This is a genomic window from Kitasatospora sp. NPDC094019, assembly GCF_044764505.1.
Lineage (GTDB): Bacteria > Actinomycetota > Actinomycetes > Streptomycetales > Streptomycetaceae > Kitasatospora.
In genome coordinates this window covers 368,860-392,626 of sequence record NZ_JBIWIF010000003.1, presented here as the reverse complement: position 1 = coordinate 392,626, position 23,767 = coordinate 368,860, and the positions used below count along the sequence as shown (strand labels likewise).

The 23,767-nt window shown below is 74.4% G+C and carries 15 protein-coding genes; 7 read left to right on the top strand and 8 right to left on the bottom strand.

Annotation, left to right across the window (positions count from 1 at the left end):
• Nucleotides 1-35 precede the first annotated feature (35 nt).
• Nucleotides 36-818: a LuxR C-terminal-related transcriptional regulator gene (locus ACIQ9P_RS09460; RefSeq protein ID WP_402352330.1), complete on the bottom strand. Its 783-nt coding sequence runs from the start codon at nucleotides 816-818 to the stop codon at nucleotides 36-38.
• Between the two features lie 186 nt (nucleotides 819-1,004).
• Between ACIQ9P_RS09460 and ACIQ9P_RS09455 the strand changes: the two genes are divergently transcribed.
• Entirely contained in the window at nucleotides 1,005-2,420 is a 1,416-nt protein-coding gene (locus ACIQ9P_RS09455) for a hydrolytic protein (protein ID WP_402352327.1), read from the top strand.
• A gap of 325 nt (nucleotides 2,421-2,745) precedes the next feature.
• Here the strand turns inward: ACIQ9P_RS09455 and ACIQ9P_RS09450 are convergent, their stop codons facing one another.
• On the bottom strand, nucleotides 2,746-4,470 hold the full coding sequence (locus ACIQ9P_RS09450) for a DUF4157 domain-containing protein (protein WP_402352324.1): 1,725 nt from the start codon (nucleotides 4,468-4,470) through the stop codon (nucleotides 2,746-2,748).
• Nucleotides 4,471-4,874: 404 nt separating this feature from the next.
• Nucleotides 4,875-5,480 (bottom strand): TetR/AcrR family transcriptional regulator, encoded by a 606-nt coding sequence (locus tag ACIQ9P_RS09445; protein ID WP_402352321.1) that lies wholly within the window; start codon nucleotides 5,478-5,480, stop codon nucleotides 4,875-4,877.
• Nucleotides 5,481-5,550: 70 nt separating this feature from the next.
• Here ACIQ9P_RS09445 and ACIQ9P_RS09440 point away from each other — a divergent pair, with 70 nt between their 5' ends.
• Together ACIQ9P_RS09440 and ACIQ9P_RS09435 are read left to right on the top strand one after the other, a co-directional pair.
• The gene (locus ACIQ9P_RS09440) at nucleotides 5,551-6,447 is read left to right on the top strand and encodes an NADP-dependent oxidoreductase (RefSeq protein WP_402352319.1); all 897 of its coding nucleotides are present in this window, start codon (nucleotides 5,551-5,553) and stop codon (nucleotides 6,445-6,447) included.
• Nucleotides 6,448-6,602: 155 nt separating this feature from the next.
• Nucleotides 6,603-6,773, top strand: coding sequence for a hydrophobic protein (locus ACIQ9P_RS09435; protein ID WP_402352316.1), 171 nt, complete (start codon nucleotides 6,603-6,605; stop codon nucleotides 6,771-6,773).
• A gap of 304 nt (nucleotides 6,774-7,077) precedes the next feature.
• Here the strand turns inward: ACIQ9P_RS09435 and ACIQ9P_RS09430 are convergent, their stop codons facing one another.
• Nucleotides 7,078-7,935 (bottom strand): enoyl-CoA hydratase/isomerase family protein, encoded by an 858-nt coding sequence (locus tag ACIQ9P_RS09430; protein ID WP_402352313.1) that lies wholly within the window; start codon nucleotides 7,933-7,935, stop codon nucleotides 7,078-7,080.
• Between the two features lie 138 nt (nucleotides 7,936-8,073).
• On the opposite strand from ACIQ9P_RS09430, the gene ACIQ9P_RS09425 reads away from it, so the two are divergent.
• Complete coding sequence (locus ACIQ9P_RS09425; RefSeq protein WP_402352310.1) at nucleotides 8,074-9,015, top strand: AraC family transcriptional regulator; 942 nt, start codon at nucleotides 8,074-8,076, stop codon at nucleotides 9,013-9,015.
• A gap of 190 nt (nucleotides 9,016-9,205) precedes the next feature.
• On the opposite strand, the gene ACIQ9P_RS09420 is transcribed toward ACIQ9P_RS09425, so the two are convergent.
• From ACIQ9P_RS09420 to ACIQ9P_RS09410, 3 genes are all read right to left on the bottom strand, one after another.
• On the bottom strand, nucleotides 9,206-11,386 hold the full coding sequence (locus ACIQ9P_RS09420) for an RICIN domain-containing protein (RefSeq protein WP_402352307.1): 2,181 nt from the start codon (nucleotides 11,384-11,386) through the stop codon (nucleotides 9,206-9,208).
• 32 nt (nucleotides 11,387-11,418) lie between these two features.
• On the bottom strand, nucleotides 11,419-12,837 hold the full coding sequence (locus ACIQ9P_RS09415) for a ricin-type beta-trefoil lectin domain protein (RefSeq protein ID WP_402352305.1): 1,419 nt from the start codon (nucleotides 12,835-12,837) through the stop codon (nucleotides 11,419-11,421).
• Between the two features lie 1,338 nt (nucleotides 12,838-14,175).
• Nucleotides 14,176-14,895, bottom strand: a complete 720-nt coding sequence (locus tag ACIQ9P_RS09410) for an ABC transporter ATP-binding protein (RefSeq protein WP_402352302.1) — start codon at nucleotides 14,893-14,895, stop codon at nucleotides 14,176-14,178.
• 363 nt (nucleotides 14,896-15,258) lie between these two features.
• Between ACIQ9P_RS09410 and ACIQ9P_RS09405 the strand changes: the two genes are divergently transcribed.
• The 3 genes from ACIQ9P_RS09405 (at nucleotide 15,259) to ACIQ9P_RS09395 (ending at nucleotide 22,602) form a co-directional block, all read left to right on the top strand.
• Nucleotides 15,259-18,645, top strand: coding sequence for an FtsX-like permease family protein (locus tag ACIQ9P_RS09405; protein WP_402352299.1), 3,387 nt, complete (start codon nucleotides 15,259-15,261; stop codon nucleotides 18,643-18,645).
• Nucleotides 18,642-21,458 (top strand): FtsX-like permease family protein, encoded by a 2,817-nt coding sequence (locus tag ACIQ9P_RS09400; protein WP_402352296.1) that lies wholly within the window; start codon nucleotides 18,642-18,644, stop codon nucleotides 21,456-21,458. The genes ACIQ9P_RS09405 and ACIQ9P_RS09400 overlap by 4 nt, the downstream gene beginning before the upstream one ends.
• A gap of 151 nt (nucleotides 21,459-21,609) precedes the next feature.
• Entirely contained in the window at nucleotides 21,610-22,602 is a 993-nt protein-coding gene (locus tag ACIQ9P_RS09395) for an ABC transporter ATP-binding protein (protein WP_402352293.1), read from the top strand.
• Nucleotides 22,603-22,692: 90 nt separating this feature from the next.
• Here the strand turns inward: ACIQ9P_RS09395 and ACIQ9P_RS09390 are convergent, their stop codons facing one another.
• Nucleotides 22,693-23,616 (bottom strand): phytoene/squalene synthase family protein, encoded by a 924-nt coding sequence (locus ACIQ9P_RS09390; protein ID WP_402352290.1) that lies wholly within the window; start codon nucleotides 23,614-23,616, stop codon nucleotides 22,693-22,695.
• Nucleotides 23,617-23,767 lie beyond the last annotated feature (151 nt).

The following is a 23,767-nucleotide window of genomic DNA, read 5'->3' as shown; positions in this document are numbered from 1 at the left end:
TAGCCGTAGCCGTAGCCGTAGCCGCGCCGGTCCGGTCAGATCAGCCCGTTGCGCAGCGCGTAGCCGACGGCGTGCGAGCGGTTGCGCAACTGCAGCCGGGTGATGACCTCGTGCAGGACGTTCTTGACGGTCCGTTCGGAGTACGAGGTGTTGCGCGCTATCTCCGCGGTGTCCAGGCCCTCCGACACCAGGCGCAGCATGTCCGCCTCGCGCGGGGTCAGCGTGGACAGGGACGCGGCGTGCGGGTCGAGGGCCGACCGCTGGAGGCTGCCGACATGGTCGAGGAGCTTCGCGAGCAGGTCGCCGGGCAGGACGCCCTCACCGTTCGCCATCGCCAGGACCAGCCGCAGCAGCCGGTCCTGGTCGGCCTCGGCGCGCCGCAGCACCGCGGTGACCCCGCACTCGATCGCGCGCTGCAAGGCGTCACCCGAGTCGAAGGTGCCGACCACGAGCCCGGTGCGGGTGGCGGAGTTGTGGCGCAGCCGGTACAGCAGGGCGGTCGTCTCGTCGTCCACGCTGTCCACGGCGACGAGCGAGATCCGTGCCTCGTGCGCGTGGGCGTCGTCGACCAGTTCCACCTCGGGCCGCTGGCGCAGCTGTTGCACGATCCCGACGTGCAGGACCGGGTCCGAGGCGTACACGGCCACGGTGACCCGTCCGCCGGGCTCGCCGGTCGCCGCGTCGTGCGCGGCCCGGGCGTGGGCCGGGCCGTGGGCCGCCGGGCCGCGGGCCGGGGCGCGGCCCTGGACCGGGACGCTCGGCCGCGCGGTGCCGGTGCCGGACGGGTGGACGGTGCCGATGAGGTCGGTGTGGAGCATGGGCGTACCTGTTCCGTGAAGCGTATGAGGGGTGTAGTGCGGGCCCCAGAGGTCGTCGGACCACCCCTGGGGGCAACAAAGCTTCTGGGTAGAGGAGTTGGGACGGGCTCTTCGGGGCATCGCGGCTGCCCGGGCCTTGCCCCCGCGCCCGTGGAGACGGGCTGGGCGGCGGCGTAGCGTCGCGGCGTGACGACTCCAGCAGCCCCTCCCAGCTCCGGCGCGCCCGGCCTCGACATCCCGTCGGTGACGGTGACGCCGGGCGGTACCGCGACCACCAGCCTGACCGTCCGCAACGACGGCGACATCGTCGAGGCGTACCGTCTGGAAGTCGTCGGTGACTGCGCTGCCTGGACGACGGTCGAGCCCGACCGCGTCTCCCTCTACCCCGGTACCTCGGAAACGGTGACCATCCGCCTGGCGCCCCCGCGTTCGTCCCGGGTGCGGGCGGGTGAGGTGCCGCTGGCCGTACGGGTCCTGCCCACCGAGCACCCCGAGGCGGTCAAGGTCCCCGAGACCACCGTGCGGGTCGAGGGATTCCGGCAGCTTCGGGCCGAGAGCCTTCCCAGGCGCCGCCGGGGCTGGCTGCGCGGACGCTTCCGCGTCGCCGTCCACAACGAGGGCAATCGCCCCGTCCAGGTGGGATTCACCCCGGCCCAGCCCGGTGAGGAGCTGAAGTTCGACATCCGCCCCGCGGCTCCGAAGCTGGAGCCGGGAGAGTCGGCGGAGGTGGCGCTGCGGGTCCGCGCCGGAAAGCCGGTGTGGTTCGGGAAGCCGGTCACCTGGCCGTTCGGCGTCACCGTGGCGGAAACCGCGACGGAGCCCGTGGCGAAGGCCGGGACGAAGGCCGTGGCCGAGGCCGGGGCACGGGCCGACGACGCCGGTGCGGACGCGGGTGAGGACCACCGCGAACGGCCGCGGCCGGAGGCCGAGTTCGTCCAGATACCGATCTTCCCGACCTGGCTGCTGGCGGCCTTGGCGGCGCTTCTCGCGCTGCTGCTGGCCTGGTTCCTGCTGGTGCGTCCCGCCGTGCGCAGCACCGCGAGGGAGGCCGCCGACCAGGCGGTCCAGCAGCAGCCGACCCCCGCCGAGACGCCGGCCGGCGGCCGGACGCCGACGGTGGCGGGCTCCGGGCAGCCGGGCTCCGGGGGCGGGAGCACCGTGCCCGGGGCGGGCGCGGGCGGCACCGGAACGGGAACGGGAGTGGGGGTGGGACCGGGTGGCGGCGTCGGGACCGGATCGGGCGGCGGACAGCAGAGTTCGGCCACCATCGACCAGGCGACGGCCGGCGGGGAGACCAAGGTCGGCACCTACACCGTGCCCGTGGGCAAGGCGTTCGGGATCACGGACATCGTCGTCGCCAACTTCCAGGGCGACGAAGGCGTCGTGACGATCGGTTTCGGCGACCGCAAGATCACGACGATCGCGCTGGAGACGTTCCGTAACCAGGACTACCACTGGGTCACCCCCATCAGGATCACTGAGAACCAGACCGTGACGGTCCAGGTGACCTGTGCGAAGCCGGGCACTCCGGCCACTGGCGTGCAGGCCCAGGAGTGCCACGAGGTCGTCAACGTGAGCGGCGTGTTGAGCGACCTCAGGTGAACAGATGCATACGCATCGTCTGTCAGGTTCTTCCGTGAGAAAAGGTGAGCCCGAGTCATTCCGGCTGAAAACCGACGGTTCGGACGCAGGGAAGACCCCTCGCGGGTGACCGTACATCCTCATTTCGGCGGCCCCGGGCGGCTCCGGCCGGGCGTTCGAATGTGAACCTGACGGACATTCAAATAAGGCTGGATCCGATCCCTCCCGGCGCCCGACCGATCGTTCGGGTGCCGACGGGGCGGGACGGCGGCCGTTCCAGGAGCGTCGGCGAGTACCGAGGGCCGGCCCGTGACACGGGCCGGCCCTCGTCGGATGCCGCTACGCGTCACGAACCGGCACGCCTGCGGGCCGAGTCGCCGGCCAGCGACCGGTCGTGCCGGTACGCCTCCTCCGCCCAGTTCGCGAGGTCCCGCAGCTCGGCCTTGAGCTCGTCCCAGGTCTTCATCAGGGAGCCCATGGTCCGGATCTCGACGGGGACCATCATGGCGCCCTCCTCCTCGTGCGGGGCGATCTGGTTCATACCGCCGAACACGCTCTGCTGCGGGATCCGGGGGACACCCTTCAGCGTCGACTCGGCGAAGGAGAGGAGGGACACCGGGAGGCCGTCGATCTCCCGGATGGCCTCGTCGCGGAACTCCAGGTTCGCGCCGCCGTCGCCCGGATCCTCCTGGAACTGTGAGAGCAGGTCGACGATCGCCTCGCTGTCGGCCGACAGGAAGTCCTGGAACCCGGGGTCGAGGAGCGCGCGGACGTCCGTGAGCTGCGAGCGGGACAGCACGACCGTCAGGTTCTTGATCTGGCCCCGGTCCTCGTCCTGCGCGAGGTAGTCGGCCATGGCCGCGACCTGCATGAAGAACAGCTGGCTGTAGCCGTCCAGGGAGTCCGTCTCCAGCCGCTTGCGCTTGCGCGCCGACTCCTGGCCCTGCTCGTACCGGGACACGACCTGCGCGGCGAACGTCTTCGACTGCGAGAGCCGGAACCGGGCGCGGGGGAGCGGCGCCCCCGGGGCCTGGGGAGCGGCCTCCCTGAGATGGTCGAAGAACAGCGGCATACCGGCGAGCGGCACACCGACCGAGTAGTGGACGAACAGCCCGTCGCCCATGCCCGGGGCGCCGGCGTAGTTCGGGAAGTCGAGGTCCGGGGCGATCCGGGCGTCCTGCCCCGCCGGCAGGATCTCCAGTTGCAGGCCCATGCCCGCCAGTGGGGTCTTCCCGGTCTGCTGGTAGAACGCCTCGCGCACCGTCCTGATCTCGTCGACCAGCCGTTCGAGGGTGGCCGGCCCGGACTCGCTGCCGGTGCCGACGACCGCGACCGCCCCGGTCACGAACTCCAGGTTGGAGTATTCGGTCCGGTTGCGCAGCGACCGTTTGTCGGAGACCAGCTTGAAGTCGGCCGCGGTGCTCTCGGCCAGGTCGGTGTCGCCCTCGTACGGTGTGCCGCGGGACGTCTCGACGGGCATGTCGATCTCCGTCTCGAACCCCAGCTTCCGCTGCACGGCGGGCTCGGCGGCCCCCGCGGCGTGGCCCGGCTCCGCCCGCTGGACCGCCTCCGGTCCGCCGGCCGGCCGTGCCATCACCCGTCGCGCGTTGGCCTCGGCCTCGCGCTCGAAGGAGTCGGACGGATCGCTGACCCGCAGCCCGTCGCCCCGGTCGGTACCGGCGACGGCCCCCTGCCGCTGCTGGATCACATGGGTCAGCTCGTGCGCGAGGGTATGGCGGTCGTCGCCCCCGCGCCCGATGACCACGTCCCTGCCGGACGTGTAGGCCCGCGCGCCGATCTCGGCGGCGGACCGCTGTGCGGCCGCGCCGGTGTGCAGCCGCACATCGGAGAAGTCCGCGCCCAGCCGCCTCTCCATCTCCGCGCGCACCGGCCCCTGGAGCGGGCGCCCGGCGCCCCGCAGCACCTCGTGCACACTGGACCGCTGGACGGGGTCCGCGCCCGGTTCTCCCCGCCCGCCCCGCGCCATCCGGGCCACGACCGAGTTGCCGATGCTCCGTTGCAGCTCGCGGGCCTGCTCCGGGGACATCGCCGCCGCCACGGGCCCGCTCACCCGCGTCTCCCGGGCCCCGCGGTCACCTCCACCGGCCCGTTCGCCGCCGTTCCCCCTGCGATTGTCCGCCCTCGCGCGCACTGACCCTCCCGGTCGCCTACCGCTGCCTTGCCCCTTCTCCCTACACCGGCGGCACCGACCGCTCCCATCCCCGAAAGTGCACCCCTGGGGCCGTGCCCCTGCCCGACCGGGTGGTCCCGGGGCCACGGGTCGCCAGGGGCCGGCCTCGCGCCGCTACGGTCGGGCGCTGTGACCGCCTCCGCCGGCACGGAGTACCAGGCCGGTGACCCTGCCGTCCTGGTCATGGGCGCCGAGCCTCCGTCGTCCGGCCGCTCCGGCTGCTCCGGCCGCTCGGGCAGGTCGGGCCGCTCCCTCGGTCCGCCGGTGCGCCCGGCCGCCGACGGTCACCGCCCGGCCCGGGCGGCGGGGTGCCCGAAAGCCTCGGTGGCGCTCCAGGCGGCCTCGACCATCCGGAAGACCTCGTCGAGGGCGCCGTCCGGGTCGGCGGCCTCGCCGGCCAGTGCGTAGGCGTCGATCACGAACCGCGCGAGTGCGCGGCAGGTCAGGGCGCTGCGCCCCAGGCCCGGGTCGTCGGTGAGGGCGGCCGCCAGCGACCGGGCGTGCCGCAGCCGCATCGTCTCCTCGTACTGGAGCAGGGCGGGTGAGGCGGTGATCATCCGCCGGACCGGTTCGGCGGCCTCGCCCGTGCAGTGGTGCACCAGTGCACGGACCTCCCGGTGCAGCGCCGGGAGGAGGGGCTCGTCCGGGGCGCGATCGGTGACCGCGCGCACGAGGCGCTGCTCGAAGTCCTGGTCCTGCTCGAAGACCAGGGCCTCCTTCGAGGCGAAGTGCGCGAAGACCGTGGTGACGGCGACGTCGGCCCCGGCGGCCACGTCGCGGATGCCCACGGTGTCGTAGTCGCGTTCGAGGAAGAGCCGCAGGGCGGTGTCGGCGATCTTCCGGCGGGTGGCGGCCTTCTTGCGTTCGCGGCGGCCGGTCGGCTCGTTCATGCGCTTACACTACCAGCTCCATTATCGCAACTGTTCCAAAAAGCTAACCGTTAGGGTTAGTGTGATTCGCATGAAGAAGGTGATCTTCGCCGAGTTCGGCGACCCCGACGTCCTGCACCTCATCGACGCCGACGAGCCCCACGCGGGGCCCGGACGGATACGCATCGCCGTGCGCGCGGCGGGCGTGAATCCTGCCGACTGGAGGATCCGCGAGGGCCAGGTCCTCGGGGCCCACCCGGTCGAGCTGCCCTCCGGTCTCGGACTGGACGCCGCCGGAGTGGTGGACGAAGTGGGCGAGGGCGTCCACGGGGTCGCGGTCGGCGACCGCGTCTTCGGCGAGGGGGCGAACACCTACGCCGAGTTCGCGGTGCTGTCGGCCTGGGCCGCCATGCCGGACGGACTGACCTTCGAGGAGGCGGCCGGGTACCCGTCCGTGATGGAGACCGCGCTGCGGATCCTCCACGAGGTGGGAGTCCGGTCCGGGCAGAGGCTGCTGGTCAGCGGCGCCGCGGGGGGTGTCGGATCGGCCGTGCTGCAGGTCGCCCGGGACCGGGGCATCGCGGTCGTCGGCACCGCGGGCGCCGCGAACCAGGACTACCTGCGCGGCCTGGGCGCCACCGCCACGACGTACGGCGAGGGCTGGGTCGAGCGGGTGCGCCGGCTCGGTCGCGTCGACGCGGCCCTCGACCTGGCCGGCGCCGGCGTGATCCGCGACCTGGTCGAACTGACCGGCGATCCCGCCCGGGTGGTCTCCATCGCCGACCTGGACGCTCCCGCGCACGGCGTCCGCTTCTCGGGTGTGGCCGGGAGCGTGCCGCGGGCGCTCGCGACGACCGTCGACCTGATCGCCCGGGGGCGGCTCCACATCCCCGTCGCACGGTCGTATCCGCTCGCCGGTGCCGCGGCGGCGCACATCGACAGCCGCGCCGGCCACACCCGCGGCCGCCGGGTACTGCTCGTAGGGTGACCGCCACTCCCGGGTCCACGGCTCGGCGTGGCGCGGCGTCCGGGCCGTCCGGGCCGGAGGGGCCGGTTCGCCGCACGAGGATGCATGAACCCGGATCGACAGGGCAGGCGGGCCCTTGTCAAAGATCACGGAGTTGACGACGGAGGTTGCTGACGATGGTTCCGATCCTGCTGGTTCTCCTGCTCGCCCTGATCCTCTTCGGTGCGGGATTCGCCCTGAAGGCGCTGTGGTGGCTGGCGATCTTCGTGCTGGTGGTCTGGCTGCTCGGCTTCGTCGCCCGGGGGACCAGCAGCACCGGCAGTCGCGGTCGCTGGTACCGCTGGTAGCGGTGCGGCCGCCCGCCCGGGACCGTCCGCCCGGGACGGCACGGCCGGCACTGCGCGGCCGGCGCGGCCGGCGCGGAGAGTGGCGGACGCTCGCGTGAACGGTGGACGGGTGGCGGGGGACGAACCCCGCCACCCGTCCTGTTCGTGCGAGGAACGGGGACCGGCGAGCCGACCCGGCGGCCCGCCGAACCGTTGGCCGGTCCCGCCGGTCCCGCCGGACTCCCTGGTCGGTGAGTCGGTGAGTCGGGGAGTCGCGGCTCGCCCGCGCCCACGAGTACGCGCTGCTGGACGGGCACCGCCTCGGTCACGAGGCCGAGTCGGCCACCCTGTCGAGCAGGGCTTCGAGGTCGGTCTCTCCTTCACGGGTCTGCGCTCCGGCTTCGAGGCCGCGCCGGGCTCGGTCGACGATCTCGGGCGGAGACGGGTAGACGCGGGCGTGTGCCCGGGACTCCTCGGCCAGGACCGGTACAGGGCCGCTCGCCTCGGCGGCGTCGATGGCGGCGAGGGCGGCGGAGGCGACGCCCTCGGGCAGGTCGGCGATGCGCCGGGCGAGGGTGTCCACGTAGGCGTCGAGCTCCTCGGAGGGCAGCGCACGGTTGATCCAGCCGTACAGTTCGGCGATGTCCGTGCCGTACAGGTCGGCGCCGAGGACGATCTCGACGCTGCGGGCGCGCCCGACCAGACGGTTGAGGTACTGAGTACCGCCCCCTCCGGGGAAGATGCCCATCCTGGTCTCCGGCTGGCCGAGCCAGGTCTCCCCCTTCGCGGCGAATCGCATGTCGGCCGCCATCGCCAGTTCGACGCCGCCGGCGCGAAGCCGTCCGCGCAGCTTGGCGATGGTGACCTGGGGCAGCGCGCGGAAGCGCTCGTGGAGCTGCTGGAGGGGGTTGAGCGCGGGATCGGCCGCAGGGTCGGCCAGGTCGAACAGTTCGCCCGGGTCGAGCATCCAGTTCAGGTCCGCGTGGGCGGCGAAGAACTCGGGATCGGCGCTTTCCAGCACGACGACCTTGATCGACGTGTCCTTCTCGGCCTCCTCGACGAACTGCTTGAGGTCGCGCACCATCGCGAGGTCCAGGGTGTTGACGGGGGGACGGTCGAGGACGATCCGGGCGACGCCTCCGCTGCGGGCGATGCGTAGCGCTGTGTGGCTGCCGTTGTTCATGCTGAGCTCCGTTCGGTGAGATCGTTCCTCCACGCTATGGAGCGACGAGTAGGCGCTTCAATGCTCGGATCGACCACTTTCTTGTCCGATCGACTCATCGTCGGTGGCATGCGGAGCGGTTCGAATACGCTCGCCGATGTGGACCTTCTTGCTGACTGGCTTGCCGTGGCCGGCGTGCGCGGCACCGTCGGAGCGCGTATTCAGGCGTCCGGCGACTGGGGCATTCGCTGGAACGAGGACGGCGACGCGGTCCTGTACGCCGTCACGAGCGGGGTGGTCTGGATCGAGGTCGAGGGCATGCGGCCCGTGCTCGCGGGGGCCGGGGACGTCTTCCTGGTGACGGCGGGCGCCCCGCACGCGCTTGCCAGCGCCCCCGCCGGGATGCCGCCCGTCTGCGAGTCGACGGAACCGTCGGACCGGCCGATCGTCCTGGGCACCGGAGGGCCGGCCACCCGCGTGCTGGCCGCCCGCTACCGGTACGACGCCGGAGCGCGCACCCAAGTGCTCGCCCACGTCCCGACGGTTGTGCATGTGCGGTCCGGGCTCGCCGGCGACGGCCTGGCCGACACCGTGCGCCTGCTCGGCCGCGAACTCGCCGAAGCCCGGCCGGCCACTTCCCTCGTGCTCGACCGGCTGGTCGACATCATCCTGGTCCAACTGCTGCGGTCCCGGCTGTCGGAGGAGGACGCCCGCAACGCCCCGCCGCTCCTGCGAGCACTCGCCGACCCGGTCGTCCATCGCGCGCTCCTGCTGATGCACGAAACCCCGTCCCGGCCGTGGACGGCCGAGAGCCTGGCCAGGGCCGCGCTGGTCTCGCGCGCGACCCTCGCGCGCCGCTTCGACGCGGTCCTCGCCACGAGTCCGTCCGGCTACCTGACGCACTGGCGCATGGACCTCGCGGCCCAACGGCTCAGGGACACGTCCGACTCGATCGAGTCGATCGCGCACGACGTGGGCTACTCCTCCCTCCCGGCGTTCAGCCGGGCGTTCGCCCGACTGCGGGACGAGCCACCCGGGCGCTATCGGGAATCCGCGAGGCGCGATGCCGCAACACCCTCACCCGGGAGACGATCACGCTGAACACGGGAGGCGCGTGTCCGGAGGAAGCTCCGCCCGCCCCTCAGGGGCTCGGCCGTCGGGGAACCGACCACGGCCGGCAGGCCGAGGAGGCCGAGGAGGCCGACCGGGAGGCCGGCCACGGCCGTGCCTCCCGCGACGGGTCGGCCCGGTCCGCGGGGTGCGGGCCGGGCCGGGCCGGTGGGGGGCGGGGCTACGGGTAGGAGACCAGGGTGGCGACGTTGGTGGTGGAGTCCGACGGGCCGCCGGTCGAGTTGATGATGTGCCTGATGGTGCCCGTGCCGCCCAGGGAGACGGTCACCAGGTCGTGGAAGCGGACGCCGGGGCGGTCGGGGGCCTCGAAGGAGTGCTCCTCGACGACGGCCGGGTCGACGTTGAAGTAGGCGTAGGAGCCGAGGCCCCACGCCTCGTGGGAGGTGACGCCGGAGGCGACCTGGTAGGCGGGGTAGCCGCGGGTGGAGCCGTTCGTCCAGGCGGCCTGGTTCGGCGGGTCGTAGGGGAGCTCGTTCTGGAAGAAGTAGGTGCGGCCGCCCGCGCCGTTCCAGATCACCTGGGTCTGCTGGTAGTGCTCCACGAACAGGCCGTACATGGTGACCCCGGCGCCGTTGACGACGAGTCCGTTGGCGGCGGTGTTGCTGTTCCAGCCGACGCCGCTGCCGTGGTCGGCGCGCCACAGCCACAGGTGGTCGCCGAGGACGTGGTTCGAGTTGACGACCAGGGATTGGGTGGCCCGGCCGACGCCCGCGCCGCCGACGCGGAAGAACACGTCGTGCAGGGAGGTGGGATCGGCGCTGTGGTCGACGGTGGTGGGGCCGTCGGCGCCGATCCGCATCAGCACCGGGCTGTTGACGGTACCGGCGTCGATCAGCAGCCCGGCCAGCTTCACGCCGTCCACGTCGGCGACGTCGACGGCGGTGATGCCGTTGTCGGGCACCAGGGTGGCCAGGCCCAGGCCGAGCACGACGGTGTCGGGCCGGGTGACCCGCAGGGTCTGGTTCAGGTGGTACACGCCCGGTGTGACCAGCAGGTTCTTGCCCTGGGCGAGGGCGGCGTTCATGTCCGCGGCGGTGGCGCCGGGCTTGACGACGAAGAACCGGTCGATCGGCAGCGAGTCGCCCGCCTGCGCGCCGCCGGCCCAGGTGGTGCCGGTGGTGTCGGTCCGCAGCGCCGGGACGAAGACCTGGTAGGCGCCGGCCCGGTCCACGTAAAGGAAGGGCTTCTCGCGCACCACCGGGGTCCGCGCCACGGTGGTGTACGGCGGGTTCGGGAAGCTGTTGGCGGGGGCGTTGACGTCGCCGACGAAGACCATGTTCCAGTTGGAGCCGGCCCAGCCGCCCCACTGGGAGTTGCGGGAGAGCCACTGCTGCTGGGAGCCGGAGTCGATCCGGCCGTCGATCCTGGAGTCGGCGATGAAGCCGCCGGAGGACCAGCCGCCGTCGTCGAGCTGGAGGTTGCCGCGCACGTGCATGCGCCGGTAGGGGGCGGCCTGGGAGACGGCCCAGCGGTCGGTGCCGCCGGTGGGGTTCACGGAGAGGTTCTCGGCGGAGCGCCAGAAGTTCTGGGTGGCGTTGCCCTGGAACCAGTCGGCCTCGGCGTGCACGGCGCCGTTGACGGTGACGTCGTCGGGGGAGAGGCCGAGGCCGGCCACCTGGGTGTAGAAGCCGACGTTGGCGTTCACGTTGTAGCTGCCGGGCTTGAACAGCAGGGCCTGGCGCTGGGCGCCGAACTGGTTGGTCTCCTGCTGGGCGAAGACCTGGTCGAGCTTGGCCTGGATGGCGGCGGTCGGCGTCGAGGGATCGAACACCGCCACGTTGGGGCCCAGGTCGGGGGTGCCGGGCGGGTTGGTCCCGGTGGTGCCGAAGGTGAAGGACTGGGCGGCGGTGCCGTTGCAGGTGTACTGCTGCAGGCGGACCGCGTCGGCGGTGGAGGCGCCGGGCACGTCCAGGCACTTGCCGCTGTTGCGGTTGACGAAGTGGTGGGCGCCGTCCGTCCCGGCGACCGCCCGCCACTGCTGGTTCGCTCCGCCGCCGTACGTCCAGAGCTGGACCTTGGCGCCGTCGGCGGTGGAGAGGTCGGTGACGTCGAGGGCCTGGGCGGAGTCGTTCTGCGCGTTGATCCGGACGTAGCCGTTGCCGAGGTCCTGCACCTGCCACTGCTGGGCGCCGGTGCCGTTGCAGGTGTACTGCTGCACGGCGGTGCCGTTCGCGGTGGACGCGGCGGCGGCGTCGACGCACTTGCCGGAGTTCTGCGACACGAGGGTGGTCGCGCCGGTGGGGACGGCGGCCAGGGCGGCCGGGGCCGGGGTCAGCAGCACCGCCGAGGAGGCCAGCAGGCCGGCCGCGGCCGTCAGCGGGAGAAGGGTCTTCCTGTGCAAGGGAGTTGCTCCTTTCTCGGGTCGGCGGGAAGTCAGGCGGGCAGGTTCCACTGCTGGTTCGCGGAGGCGTAGCAGTCCCAGATCTGCAGCCGGGTGCCGTTCGCGGAGGACGGGCCGGTGGCGTCCAGGCAGCGGCCGGAGGCGGGGTTCACCAGGGTCCGGTCGGCCCGGGCCTGCCACTGCTGGGCGCCGGTGCCGTTGCAGCCCCACAACTGGAGCGGAGTGCCGTTGGCGGTGCCGGCGGAGGTGACGTCCAGGCACTTGCCGAGCGCCCGGATGGTGCCGTCGGTGCCGACGGTCCAGGACTGGGCGGCCGTGCCGTTGCAGTCCCAGAGCTGGATCGCGGTGCCGTCGGCGGTGCCGGCGGAGGCGACGTCGACGCACTTGCCGCCGTAGCCGGTGATCCGGCCGGTGCGGCCGGTGGGCGGGGTGGTGCCGCCGGTGACGCTGTCGAAGGTCCGGGAGAACTCGTAGGCGGACTGCGGGGTGCCGCTGCAGGTGGAGGACAGGGTGCCGTTGGTGGCGCAGGCCCGGTCGCGGCCGACGGCCCAGAAGGCGAGGAGCTGGATGCCGCGGGAGCGGGCGAAGTCGGTGAGGGTCCGGGCGTTCGCGGTGGTGAAGACCTCGGCCTGGGCGTCGTTGACCCCGATCATCGGGGTGTTGCCCTCCATCGCCCACAACTGCTCGGAGGTCTTGGTCGTCCAGATCCGGCCGAGCTGGGTGTGCAGGCCGTTGGCGGCGTCGATCGCGGCCTGGCCCATGTCCATGGCCGGGCCGTAGTCCATCGTCATGATGTTCACGGCGTTGACGTTCAGACCGCGGCTCTTGGCGTTGTTCAGCAGACTCAGGGAGTCGGGCAGCAGGCCGGTGGGGGCGACCGGCAGGGTGTAGTTGACGTCCAGCCGCTTCCCGGCGGCGGCCTGGGCCTGCTGGAGCTGGGCGAGGGCCTGGTTGCGGCGGTCGTTGGCGGCGGTGTCGGCCAGCGCCCCACCCTCGATGTCCAGGTCGATGCGGGTCAGGCCGAGCGCGTCGACCACCCGCTTGTACTGGGCCTGGAGCGCGGCGACCCCGGTGCAGGCCCGGCCGAGTTCGGTGCCGGAGGCCCCGCCGAAGCTGGCGATCACATCGCCCCCGGCCGCCCGGTGCGCGTTGATCGCGGCGGTCCAGCCCGCGTCCGTGATCGGCGTGTCGCCGTTGAAGGTGGCGTTGCAGCCGCCGTCGCTGATCACGAAGGCGAGGGTGACGTACTTCAGCCCGGCGCCGTTGCGGGCGTCGGCGAGGGTGGACGGGTTGTTCCAGGTCTCCAGGTACGGCGCCGCGTACTGGGCGGGGAATCCCGGGCCGGGGTCGGCGGCGGCCGAGGCCCGACCGGCGGCGCCGGAGAGGAGGGCGGCGACCGTGGCGGAGAGGGCCGCGGCGGCCACCGCGGTGCGGGCGAGGTTGCGAAGCAAGACGGCTCCTTGTGGGGGGAAGTCGGTCGTTCACTCGCATGCTCGTTCAGGAAGTGAACGAGGTGTCAGATTCGAGAGCCGCGGGGCGGGACGGGGGCCGCGGGGGTCGCACCTCGGACCTGACGGGGTCCGGACATTTTTCAAGACGTGAAGTTAGGGGTTGGCCTAGACCACGTCAAGCCTCCGCGCAGGAAGGGGCGGCGGGGCGTGCACGCACGGGTGGACGCGGGATGCCGTGCGAGGCGTCGACCGGCGCCGACCTTCTGTTCATGAACTGAAGACTCGGGGATGGCCGCATCTGGTTCAGACCTTTTAGGTTCGCGGCGCGACGGTGACGACCGTGACGACGGCCCCGCCGCGACGGGGAGGCCGGTCCTCGACCGATCCCGACCTCAAGGCCCCGGTATCGGTCGACCGTCCGGCTCCCGGCTCGGCAGCGGCCCGAACCGGACCTGGTACGGCGGTGACCACCCGATCGGCCGGACCGGCACCCGGTGCCGCGTGCGGTACGCCGACTTCGGCCGCAACGCCATGAATCGCGCAGCCAACACGCGGACTTCCGCGATCTTCGCGTCGGTCACCCGGAACCGGGGCTCCGGATCCGCGCCCGACCGGGCCCGCGGTCGGACCGGCGGGAGCGGCCCGGTCGTCCGGGTGCGGGCGGAGGGGTCCGCGCCGCGCTGACGGCGGCCGGAATGCGGGTGTCGTCGCCGGGGAATTCGGGGCGCCGCCCGAGGGCGGAGGCCAGGGCGAATTCGTCGACCGGCCGACGGCCGTTCGTCGTCACTTCGCGCGCCGTCGCTTCGCGCGTCCGGTCTTTCGCGGCCGTACGGAGGGTCCGCGTCCGGTTGTCGCGGACGGCGCGCCCGGTGCTGTCGTGTCGACAGCGGGCCCGGTCGACGGCCGACGGCCCGGACCGCGGACGGCTTCGGGCCGGGGTCGGCGCCGGTTGCGCACCGGTGCCGACCGGGTGGTGGCCGGGTGGTGGCCGGTGTTCCTTCGGCGCGCGCCGCTGCCCGGCGATGCGGACGGGCCGTGCGGACGGGCGGTCGGCGGCCGCGTCCCGGCCCCGCTCTCCGGGGGGGTGTCCGATTCCCCAGGGAGTCCGGGCGGCCTTCGGGGCATTTCCCCGAGGAATTCCCGAGGAATTCCCTGGCGCATTCCCCCGAAGGCATTCCCCGGCGCGCACCGGCCGGATTCCCGGGAATCCTCCGGTGGGCTCCGTGAAGCGCCCGGAAGCGACGCCGACGGGGATGCGGTGGTTCGAGTGGACCGTGGGAGGGCTGCCGGGAGCGGGTCGGTCCGCCGCCCGGCCGCCCCGGGGGCCCGCGCGTCGGGTCAGGCGACGGGGGCGGGCTCGTCGACGACGCGACCGTCGCGGAGCTCGACCACGCGGTCGGCGAGTTCCATCAGGTTGGGGTCGTGGGTCGCGACCAGGACGGTGACGCCTTCACTGCGGACCACCGCGCGCAGCAGCTCCATGATCGAGCGTCCGGTCTCGGAGTCCAGCTGGCCGGTCGGCTCGTCCGCGATGATGAGATCGGGCTCGTTGGCGAGCGCGCGGGCGATGGCGACGCGCTGCTGCTGGCCACCGGAGAGCTCCCCGGGGCGCTGGTTGGCGTGGTCGGCGAGCCCGACCAGGGCGAGCAGGGTGCGGGCGCGTTCCTCGCGCTGCGCGGCGGGCACCTTGCGCAGCCGCATCGGGATGCCGACGTTCTCGGCGGCGGTGAGCACCGGCAGCAGGCCGAAGGACTGGAACACGAAGCCCAGCCGGTCGCGGCGCAGCGCGAGCCGTCCGTCCTCGTCCAGGCTGCCGAGGTCGGTGCCGTCGAGGGTGATGCTGCCGCCGGTCGGGGCGTCCAGGCCGCCGACCAGGTTGAGCAGGGTGGTCTTGCCGGAGCCGGACCGGCCCTTGAGGGCGGTGAGTTCGCCCCGGCCGATGGTGAAGGAGACGCCGCGCAGGGCGTGCACGGCGCGCTCGCCGGTGCCGAAGCTGCGGTGGACCTCGGTGACGGCCACCATGGGAGTGGTGACGGTGGTGGCCGGTTGCTGAGTCATGCGGCGTCCCCCTGGGAGTTCCCCGGCGGTTCCTGCCGACGGTCGGCCGGGGTGTTCTTCGCGGTGTTCTTCGGGCGTCGTACTTGAGGTGTCCATGGCTTCGCGGGAATCGCGGGCCGACGCATCGTCGGCCGTCATGGTGCGGCGCTCGGATGCGATGCGCAGCATTTGTTCATTACTTACATCCTTCGCGCAAGTCCCTTCCCTTCTATGACCGGATCTGAAAGCATCGTCCGCTATCCGGTGATCAAGCGCCGGTGATCACCATGGCGAAAGCGCCCCGGGGGCCCGTCCGCGCACCGCGCGACACCTGCCCGGACCGGACGCGGCGCCGCCACCACTGACGACCGGGGGAGGATCGGGATGCTCGGTTTTGTCATGCGCCGTTTGCGCGGGCGACTGCCCCTGGCCACAGCCGCCCTGCTCACCGTACTGATCACGACGGCGGTGCTCACGGCGCTGGTCGCCTTCCAGCGCACCGTCGGCGAGATCGGACAGCGGCAGGCGCTGCAGGGCGGGGGCCACCCGCGGACCACGGTGCTGGTCAACTCCGAGCACGGGACGGACCGGAGGGCCAAGGACGACGCGGCCGTCGCCGACTACGCCCGGCTGCTCTACGGCGACCTGCCGGTCGAGACCCGGGCGCTGTCCCGCAGCCGCTCCTACGGCCTGCCGACCGGACCGGCGGACGGCGCGCAGGCTGCCCCGACGGGCAGCCGGACGGGCACTCCGGCCGCCCCGGCGGGCGCCGCCCCCGCCCCGGCGCCCGCGGCCACCCCGACGGCCGGCGCCGCACAGCCCGGCGGCACCAAGGCCGACGACCTCACCCTCCTCGCCGCCCTCGACCGCCGCTACGTCCAACTCCTCGCCGGGGACTGGCCCGCGGCCGCCGCGCCCGGCGCCCCCGGCCCCGTCCAGGTCGCCGTCCCCAGGTCCGTGCTCACCCGCCTCGGCCTCACCCCCGAGGCCCTGCCCGCCGAAGTCCGGCTCACCGACCGCTACGGCGGCGCCCCGCTCGCGGTCCGGGTCACCGGCGCCTACCGCGCCAACGACCCCGCCGACCTCTACTGGCGACTGGACCCGGTGCAGGGCCGCGAGATCCTCTCCGGCGGCTTCACCACCTACGGCCCGCTGCTCGTCGACGAGACCGCCTTCACCGCCGCCGGTATCCCCCAGAACGGCCGCAGCTGGCTGATCGACGCCGACTTCACCGGCGTCGCCGCCGCCGCCGTGGACGGCGTCCGCGACCGGGTCGCCCCGGCCGGCGACGCGCTCAACCGGAACGCCGGAATCCTCGCCCGCACCGAACTCCCCGACCTGCTGCGGGAACTGGACTCCGGCGCGATGGTCGCCCGGTCCACCCTGCTGATCGGCGCGCTCCAACTCGTCGTGCTGGCCTCGGCCGCCCTGCTGCTCGTCGTCCATCTCATCGCCACCCGCCAGCAGTCCGAGAACGCCCTGCTCGCCGCCCGCGGCGCCTCCGGCACCCGGCTCGGCGGCTACACCGCCGTCGAGGCCCTGCTGCTGGCCCTGCCCGCCGCCCTGCTGGCCCCCCTGCTCACCCCGCCACTGCTGCGCGTCCTCGGCGGATTCGGCCCGCTGCGCCACGTGCCGCTGGACACCTCGCTGCACTGGACGCTGTGGCCGGTCTCGGTCGCCTGCGCCCTCGGCTGCGTGCTGCTCGCCGCCGTCCCCGCCCTGCTGCGCGGCGCCGGCACCGCCGTACTGCGCCGGGCCGGCCGCCGCCAGGCCCTGGCCGCCGGCGCCGCCCGCTCCGGCGCCGACCTCGCCCTGCTCGGCCTGGCCGTTCTCGCCTACCAGCAACTCTCCCAGTACAGCGGCGGGTTGTCCCCGGACTCGGACGGCCGGCTCGGACTGGACCCGGTCCTGGTCGCCACCCCCACACTCGCCCTGGGCGCCGGCACCCTGCTCGTGCTGCGGCTGCTGCCGTTCGTCGCCCGACTCGGCTCCCGGCTCGCCGCCCGGGGCCGCGGCCTCGGCCCCGCCCTGGTCGGCTGGCAGCTCGCCCGCCGCCCCGGCCAGGCCGGCGGACCGGTCCTGCTCCTGGTGCTCGGTGTCTCCACCGGCGTCCTGGCGCTCGGTCAGCACGACACCTGGAACGCCTCCCAGCAGGACCAGGCGTCCTTCGCCACCGCCGGCGGCCTGCGGATCCACGGCGCCCACACCGCCGCGATCGGTCAGGGCAGCCGCTTCGCCGCCCTGCCCGGCGGCGACCGGATCATCCCGGTCGCCCGCCAGGAGCAGTCGCTGCCCGACGGCACCCACGGCCAGGTCCTGGCCCTGGACGCCGCCGCCTTCGCCGCCCGCGTCCCGGTCCGCTCCGACCTGATCGACGGGCAGGACCCGAAGAGCCTGTTCGCCCCGCTCGTCGACGCCCCCGCCGGCGGTGCCCCGACCGGGGTCACGCTGCCCGGACACCCGCAGCGGATCGACGTCGATGTCACCTTCACCCCCGCTCCGCGCCCCGCGGCGGCCGGCGGCGACAGCTTCGACATGGCACCGCCCCCCAAGGCCCCGGAGGTGTGGCTGCTGCTCCGCGACAGCCACGACCTCTCCTTCGTCGCCCCGGTCACCGGCATCCCCGGGACCGGCGACGGCCGCGCCACCGTCGACCTCGCCACGCTCACCGACGGCGGCCTCAGCTCGGTGTCCGCACCGCTCTCCGTGGTCGGACTGACCCTCGCCCTCGGCCCCAAGGACAGCGGTGAACTGACGATCCGCCGGCTCGCCGCCGCCGACCGCGCCACCGACCCCGGCGTGCCGGCCGCCGTCCCCGCCGGCCTCGACTGGAGCACCAGCGGCGACTCCGCCGAGCGCCCGGTCGGCGTGGACGTCGTCCCCGGCGCCTCCGACGACCGGCGGGTGCTGAGCGTGCGCTACGGCGTCGGCGCCGACGCCCTCAACAACCGGCGCGCCGTCATCACCCCGGCCGGCTCCAAGCCCCCGGCCGCGATCGCCGGCGTCGCCACCCGCGGCTACCTCGCCGCCACCGGCTCCGCCGTCGGCACGACCGTCCGGGTGCCGTTCGGCCTCACCACGGTGCCGGTACGGATCACCGGTGAGGTCGCCTCCCTGCCCGTCGTCGGCGACAACGCGGTACTCGTCGACCTCGGCACGGTCGGCCGGGCCCTCGCGGCCGGCGGCCGGGAGACACCCGCCCCCGCCGAATGGTGGCTGCCCGCCACCGGACCGGACGACCGCGCCCCCGCCCAGGCCGCCGCCGCACTGCGCGCCGCCCCCGGCGCCCCCGGGCTCCAGCTCCGCGACGAGGTGGCCGCCGACCTCCTGGGCGACCCGCTCAGCGCGGCCCCGCAGAACGCCCTCGCCGCCATCGCCGTCGTCACCACCGTGCTCGCCGCGATCGGCTTCGGTGCCGCCGGTGCCGCCGCCGCCGGCCAGCGCTCCCGCGACTCCGCGCTGCTGCTCGCCCTCGGCGCCCCCAGGCGCCGCCTGGTCCGCACCGCCGCCGCCGAACAGGCCGTCCTGGTGGGCCTCGGCAGCGTCGTCGGACTCGCCCTCGGCGCCCTGATCGTCCATCTGATCGTGCCCCTCGTCGTCCTCACCCCGGCGGCCCGCCGCCCCGTTCCGGAGGCCCTGGTGGCCCTGCCGCTCGGCACCGCCGCGCTGCTGGCCGTCGCGATCTCCGCCGTCCCCCTGCTCTCGGCCCTGCTCGGCGGCCGCCGCCGCCGTGACGTCGCCCAGCGCCTGCGGCACCTGGAGGAGATGTGACCGGCCCGGCCGCCACCACCGCCCCGCGCCCCACCGGTACCGGCACCGGGCCCGGGGCGGCCCACCGCCCGGCCCCGTGGGTCCGCACCCGCCTTCGCGCGACCCCGTTGGCCGCCCTGCTCACCGCCGTCCTCGCGCTCGGCACGGTCTTCCTGGCCACCGCCTTCCCGCGGGTCCTCGACCGGGCCGCCGACCACGGCCTGCGCGACTTCCTCCGCGACCGCGGCACCGTCGCGACCAGCGTCTACGCCTCCGCCACGCGCTCCGGCGGCGCCAAGTCCCTGGACGACGCCGCCGCCCTGCTCGCCGCCCACGTCGGCCCCACCCTCGCCGTCGCCCCGGGCGGACTCGTCTACGGCGCCCGCAGCGGCAGGACGCGGTCCCTGACCAACCCCGGTCTGGCCCGCCCCGAACGCGTCGACCCCGAGATGGGCCTGCTCTACGTCCAGGGCCTGCGCGAGCACACCACGCTCGCCGAGGGCCGCTGGCCGGACGCGCCGAGGAGCGGCGGCCCGGTCCCGATCGTGCTCGTCCGCGAGGCCGCCACCACCCTCGGGATCCACCTCGGCGACGTGCTGACCACCCCCGACGTCCTCCAGGAGGACCGGGCGCCGAAGGCCGAGGTGGTCGGCATCCTGGACGCCGCCGACCGCGCCGACCCGTACTGGGCCGAACTGTCCTGCCCCCTCCAGGCATGCCTCGACTTCACCAAGGGCAAGCAGCCCGAAGCCTTCTGGCGCTTCACCGGACTCGTCGACGGCAGCGCCCTCGACGCGATCCAGACCTGGCAGACCGGCGCCCAGGACTTCTGGCGGATCCCCGTCGACGTCGACCGGCTGCGCGCCGACCAGCTCTCCCGCACCGACCGGGAACTCGCCTCCTACCTCACCGGGCACACCGCCAACGAACTGGTGAAGGCCACCGACCGGGTCGGCCTGCAGATCACCTCCCCGCTGCCGGGCGTACTGGAGAAGGCCACCGCGCGCCAGCAGGCCACCGCGCCGCTCGCCGCCATCGGCCCGGCCGGCCTGGCCGGCGTCGGCCTGGTCGTCCTCGGCCTGGCCGCCGCCCTCTCCGGCGACCGGCGGGCCGCCGAACTGCGCCTGCTCCAGGCCCGCGGCGGGTCGCGGGGCGGCGTCGTCGGGCGACTGCTCGGTGAGGGCGTCGTCACCGTCCTGCTGCCCGCCGCCCTGGCCGGACTGCTCGCACTGTGGCTGCTGCCCAGCCCGCGCTGGGGCGGAGCCGTCCTGGCCGGCGCCGCCGTCGCCCTGTTCTCCCTGCTCGCCCTCCCGCTGCGCGCCGCCCGGCTCTGGTCCCGGTCCCGGGCCGGCAGCGGCCGGCGGCGCCTGGCCGGCGAACTCGCCGTCCTGGCCGTGACGGTCGCCGCCGTCGCCGAGGTCCGCCGACGCGGCGTCGCCCCGGCCGGGGCGGACATCGACCCGCTGCTGGTCGCCGCGCCGCTGCTGCTCGCCCTCACCGGCGGACTGCTGCTCGCCCGTCTCCAGCCGCTGCTGCTCGGCGTCTTCGCCCGGATCGCCACCGGGCGCCCCGGCGCCATCGGCTTCCTCGGCCTGGCCCGCGCCGCCCGGGGCGGCGCCGAAGGGGCCCGGCCCTCCGTCCTGCCCCTGATCGCCCTGCTGCTCGCCGTCACCACCGCGGGCTTCGGCTCCACCGTGCTCGGGGCCGTCGACACCGAACGCGCCCACGCCGCCCGGCTGACCGTCGGCGGCGACGCCTCGGTGGTCGTCCCGATCGGTGTTCCGGTGTCGGAGGCATTCGGCGAGGCGGCGGCCGAGCTGCCCGGGGTCCGCGCCTCCGCCCGGGTCTGGGCCGACACCGAGGTGTTCGTCCTCGACGGCAACGGCTCCACCCGGATCTTCGCCGTGGTCGCCGACCCGGTCGCCTACGCGGAGATCTCCCGCTCGCTCGGGCGGGGCGCCTTCGACGCGGCCGCGCTGTCCGGGGGCACGGGTGGGGCGGACGCCCCGGTGCCCGCCCTGGTCTCCACCGCGCTCGCCCGCAAGCTCGGCCCGGGCGACACCCGCCGCCTCCGGCTGCCGAACGGCGGGGAACTGCTCACCCGCACCGCCGGCGTCGTCGACGGCACCCCCGCGCTCCAGGGCGACGACCGGCTGTTCGTCGTCCTGCCGGCCGGCCCGGCCGTCGCCCTCGCGCCCGAACTCGGCCGCGCCAACCTCTGGCTGGCCACCGGTCCGGTCGACCAGGACCGGCTGCGGAGCCTGGTGCGCGAGCGGATCGCCTCCGTCGAGCGGGCCACCACCTATCCCGTCGCGGCGGGCGAGGGGAACGACGGCCTGCCGCTCGGCTACAGCGTGCGCACCAGCTCGGCCCTGCGCGCCGAGCTCGCCGCCGACCCGCTCCAGTCCGCCGCCGCCCGGCTCTTCTGGACCGCCGTGCTCGGGGCCGGCGCGCTCGCGCTGCTGGCCGTCCTGCTCACCCTGGTCCGGGCCGCGCCCGAGCGCACCGCGCTGCTGGCCCGGTTGCGCACCATGGGTCTGCGGCCGCGGCAGGGCCTGATCCTGATCCTGATCGAGACACTGCCGCAGACGCTGGTCGCGGCCGTCGGCGGCGGCCTGGTCGCGGTTGCGGCGGTGGCCCTGCTCGGGCCCGCCTTCGATCTGTCGATTCTGGTCGGCGCCGACATCGCGCCCGGGCTGCGGATCGACCTCCCGCCGGTGCTGCTGCCGACGGTCGGCCTCGCCGTCCTGGTCTCCGCGGGTGTCGTCGCCGAGGCGCTGATCGCCGGCCGCCGGCAGATCGCCACCGAACTCCGGGCGGGGGACCAGCGATGACCCTCCCGCCCCGCCCCGGGGACCCGCCCGATTCCGGCCGGGCCGTTCCCGGAGCGCCGAGCACACCGACGCCGAGCGCATCCACGACCAGCACATCCACGACCAGCACATCCACGACGACGAGGCCCCACGCCGACGAGAGGAGCACGCGGTGAACGGCAGCGCCCAGGACCAGAAGACCGCCCCGGCCCCCACCTTCCAGGAACTCCAGGAGCGTGCCCGCGCCGCCGCGGCCGGCCCCGCGGCGCACAGCGCGGACGCGGCCATCGTCTGCGACCGGCTGGTCCGCATCTTCAGCGCCCAGGGCGTCGAGGTGCAGGCCCTCCAGGGCCTCGAACTGACGATCCGTCAGGGCGATCTGGTCGCCCTGGTCGGCGCCTCCGGCAGCGGCAAGTCCACCCTGCTGACCATCCTGGCCGGGCTCGACGTGCCGACCGCCGGCACCGCCACCGTGGCCGGCAGCGACCTGCTGGAGATGTCCCCCCGCGAGCGGCTGCGCTACCGCCGCGAGGTGGTCGGGTTCATCTGGCAGCAGACCGCCCGCAACCTGCTGCCGTTCCTCACCGCCGCCGAGAACATCGCCCTGCCGATGCAGCTGCGCGGCGGCCGCTCCTCGCGCGCCGGCTCCCGGCAGCAGGCGGCCCGGGTCGCCGAGCTGATGGAGGCACTGGACATCGGCGAACTCGCCCGCCGTCGCCCGACCGAGATGTCCGGTGGCCAGCAGCAGCGCGTCGCCATCGCCGTCGCCATGGCCAACAACCCGCCGGTGCTGCTCGCCGACGAGCCCACCGGCGAGCTCGACTCGGAGACCGGGGCGAGTATCTTCGAGGCGTTCCGCACCGTCAACCGCGAACTCGGCGCCACCGTGGTGATCGTCACCCACGACCCGATGGTGGCCGGGGAGGTCCGCCGCACGGTCGCCATCCGCGACGGCCGCACCAGCAGCGAGGTGCTCCGCCGCACCCTCACCGACGAGCACGGCGAGGAGTCGGTCAACGAGACCGAGTACGTGATGCTGGACCGCACCGGCCGGGTCCAGCTGCCGGCCAAGTTCCTGGAGGCGCTGGGCATGGAGCACCGGGTCGCGGTCGAGCTGGGGGCCGACCACATCGCCGTCCGCCCGGACGACCTGGAGGGGCACTGACGGTCCCGCCGTTCCTGACGGTCCTGCCGTTCCTGCCGTTCCTGCGGCTCCCGTGACTGCAGGGTTCGCCGGACCGCCGTGGCCGCAGGGTCAGCGGCGGGCCCGGCGGGCCTCCCGGCGGAACCGGAGGTACTCCCGGGCGAGCAGGCGCAGCGCGGCGGGCCTGGCCGGGCTCGCCGAGCGGCGCAGCAGCGCGCCGAGGTCGGCGCGCGCCGCCGCCCCGGTGAGCTCCTCCACGCCGACGATGCAGCGGACCATCGGCCGGTGGACGGCCGGGACCAGACCGATCACGGTCCGGGACCCGGCCAGGGCGCGCTCCGCCTCGTCCAGCAGGCCGCCGAGCAGCTCCCGGACCGCCGGCAGGTCGCGGCCCCGCTCCAGGTCGTCGCGGGTGACCCCGTGCCGCTCCAGCCGGTCCCGGGGGACGGTCAACCGTCCCTCCGCGAGGTCCTCGGCGAGGTCGTTGACGAAGTCGAGCCGTTGGCTGCCGTCGATGAAGGTGCGGCACGCGGCCCGGTAGGCGGACTGGTCGCCGGCCGGGCCGAGCAGCGCGGCGACGACCATGAAGCCGGGCAGCGAGTACCCGTCCACGTAGCGCTGGTAGTCCGCCTCGGTGTCGAAGCCGGTGAAGTCGAGGTCCGCCTCCGCTGCGGCGAGGTGGTCGAGCACCCGGTCTCGCAGCTCGGGGTGGGCGGCCGCGCTGTGCAGCAGTGGCCGCAGTTCGGGGTCGTCCGTCCGGCCCTCGGCGAGGCTCCGGGTCACCTCCCGCTGCCAGCGGGCGGCGGCCGCCCGCCGTTCCGCGAGCGGCCCGCTGTCGAGCAGCGTGTCGGTCCGGTGCATGAACGCGGCCGCCGCGATCACGTGCGGCACGGTCCGCTCCGGCAGCAGCAGCCCGGCCGCCACCGCGACCTCGCGCCGGTAGCGGGTCACCTGCCGCCGCTGCCGCTCGTAGTCGGCCCGCAGACCGGCCTCCCGCACCCCGGCCGCGTCCAGCGCCCGATCCCACCTGCCCACTCGGCTCACCCGTCCCTGTGCCCGCTGCTCGCTGCCCTCTGCCCGGAAGGACCGAGCCTAGACAGTGGATCACCGGGGGAGCCATTCGGGCCCCGGGACCGGCCCCGGCCCGTCGGGAGGCCGAACGGGGGTGGGATACTGGACCGGTCCG

Coding starts and splice junctions, on each gene's coding strand:
- ACIQ9P_RS09435 (WP_402352316.1), top strand. CDS start 6,603: ATGGTTCCGATCCTGCTGGTTCTCCTGCTCGCCCTGATCCTCTTCGGT.
- ACIQ9P_RS09410 (WP_402352302.1), bottom strand. CDS start 14,895: ATGACTCAGCAACCGGCCACCACCGTCACCACTCCCATGGTGGCCGTC.
- ACIQ9P_RS09405 (WP_402352299.1), top strand. CDS start 15,259: ATGCTCGGTTTTGTCATGCGCCGTTTGCGCGGGCGACTGCCCCTGGCC.
- ACIQ9P_RS09445 (WP_402352321.1), bottom strand. CDS start 5,480: ATGAACGAGCCGACCGGCCGCCGCGAACGCAAGAAGGCCGCCACCCGC.
- ACIQ9P_RS09430 (WP_402352313.1), bottom strand. CDS start 7,935: ATGAACAACGGCAGCCACACAGCGCTACGCATCGCCCGCAGCGGAGGC.
- ACIQ9P_RS09440 (WP_402352319.1), top strand. CDS start 5,551: ATGAAGAAGGTGATCTTCGCCGAGTTCGGCGACCCCGACGTCCTGCAC.
- ACIQ9P_RS09460 (WP_402352330.1), bottom strand. CDS start 818: ATGCTCCACACCGACCTCATCGGCACCGTCCACCCGTCCGGCACCGGC.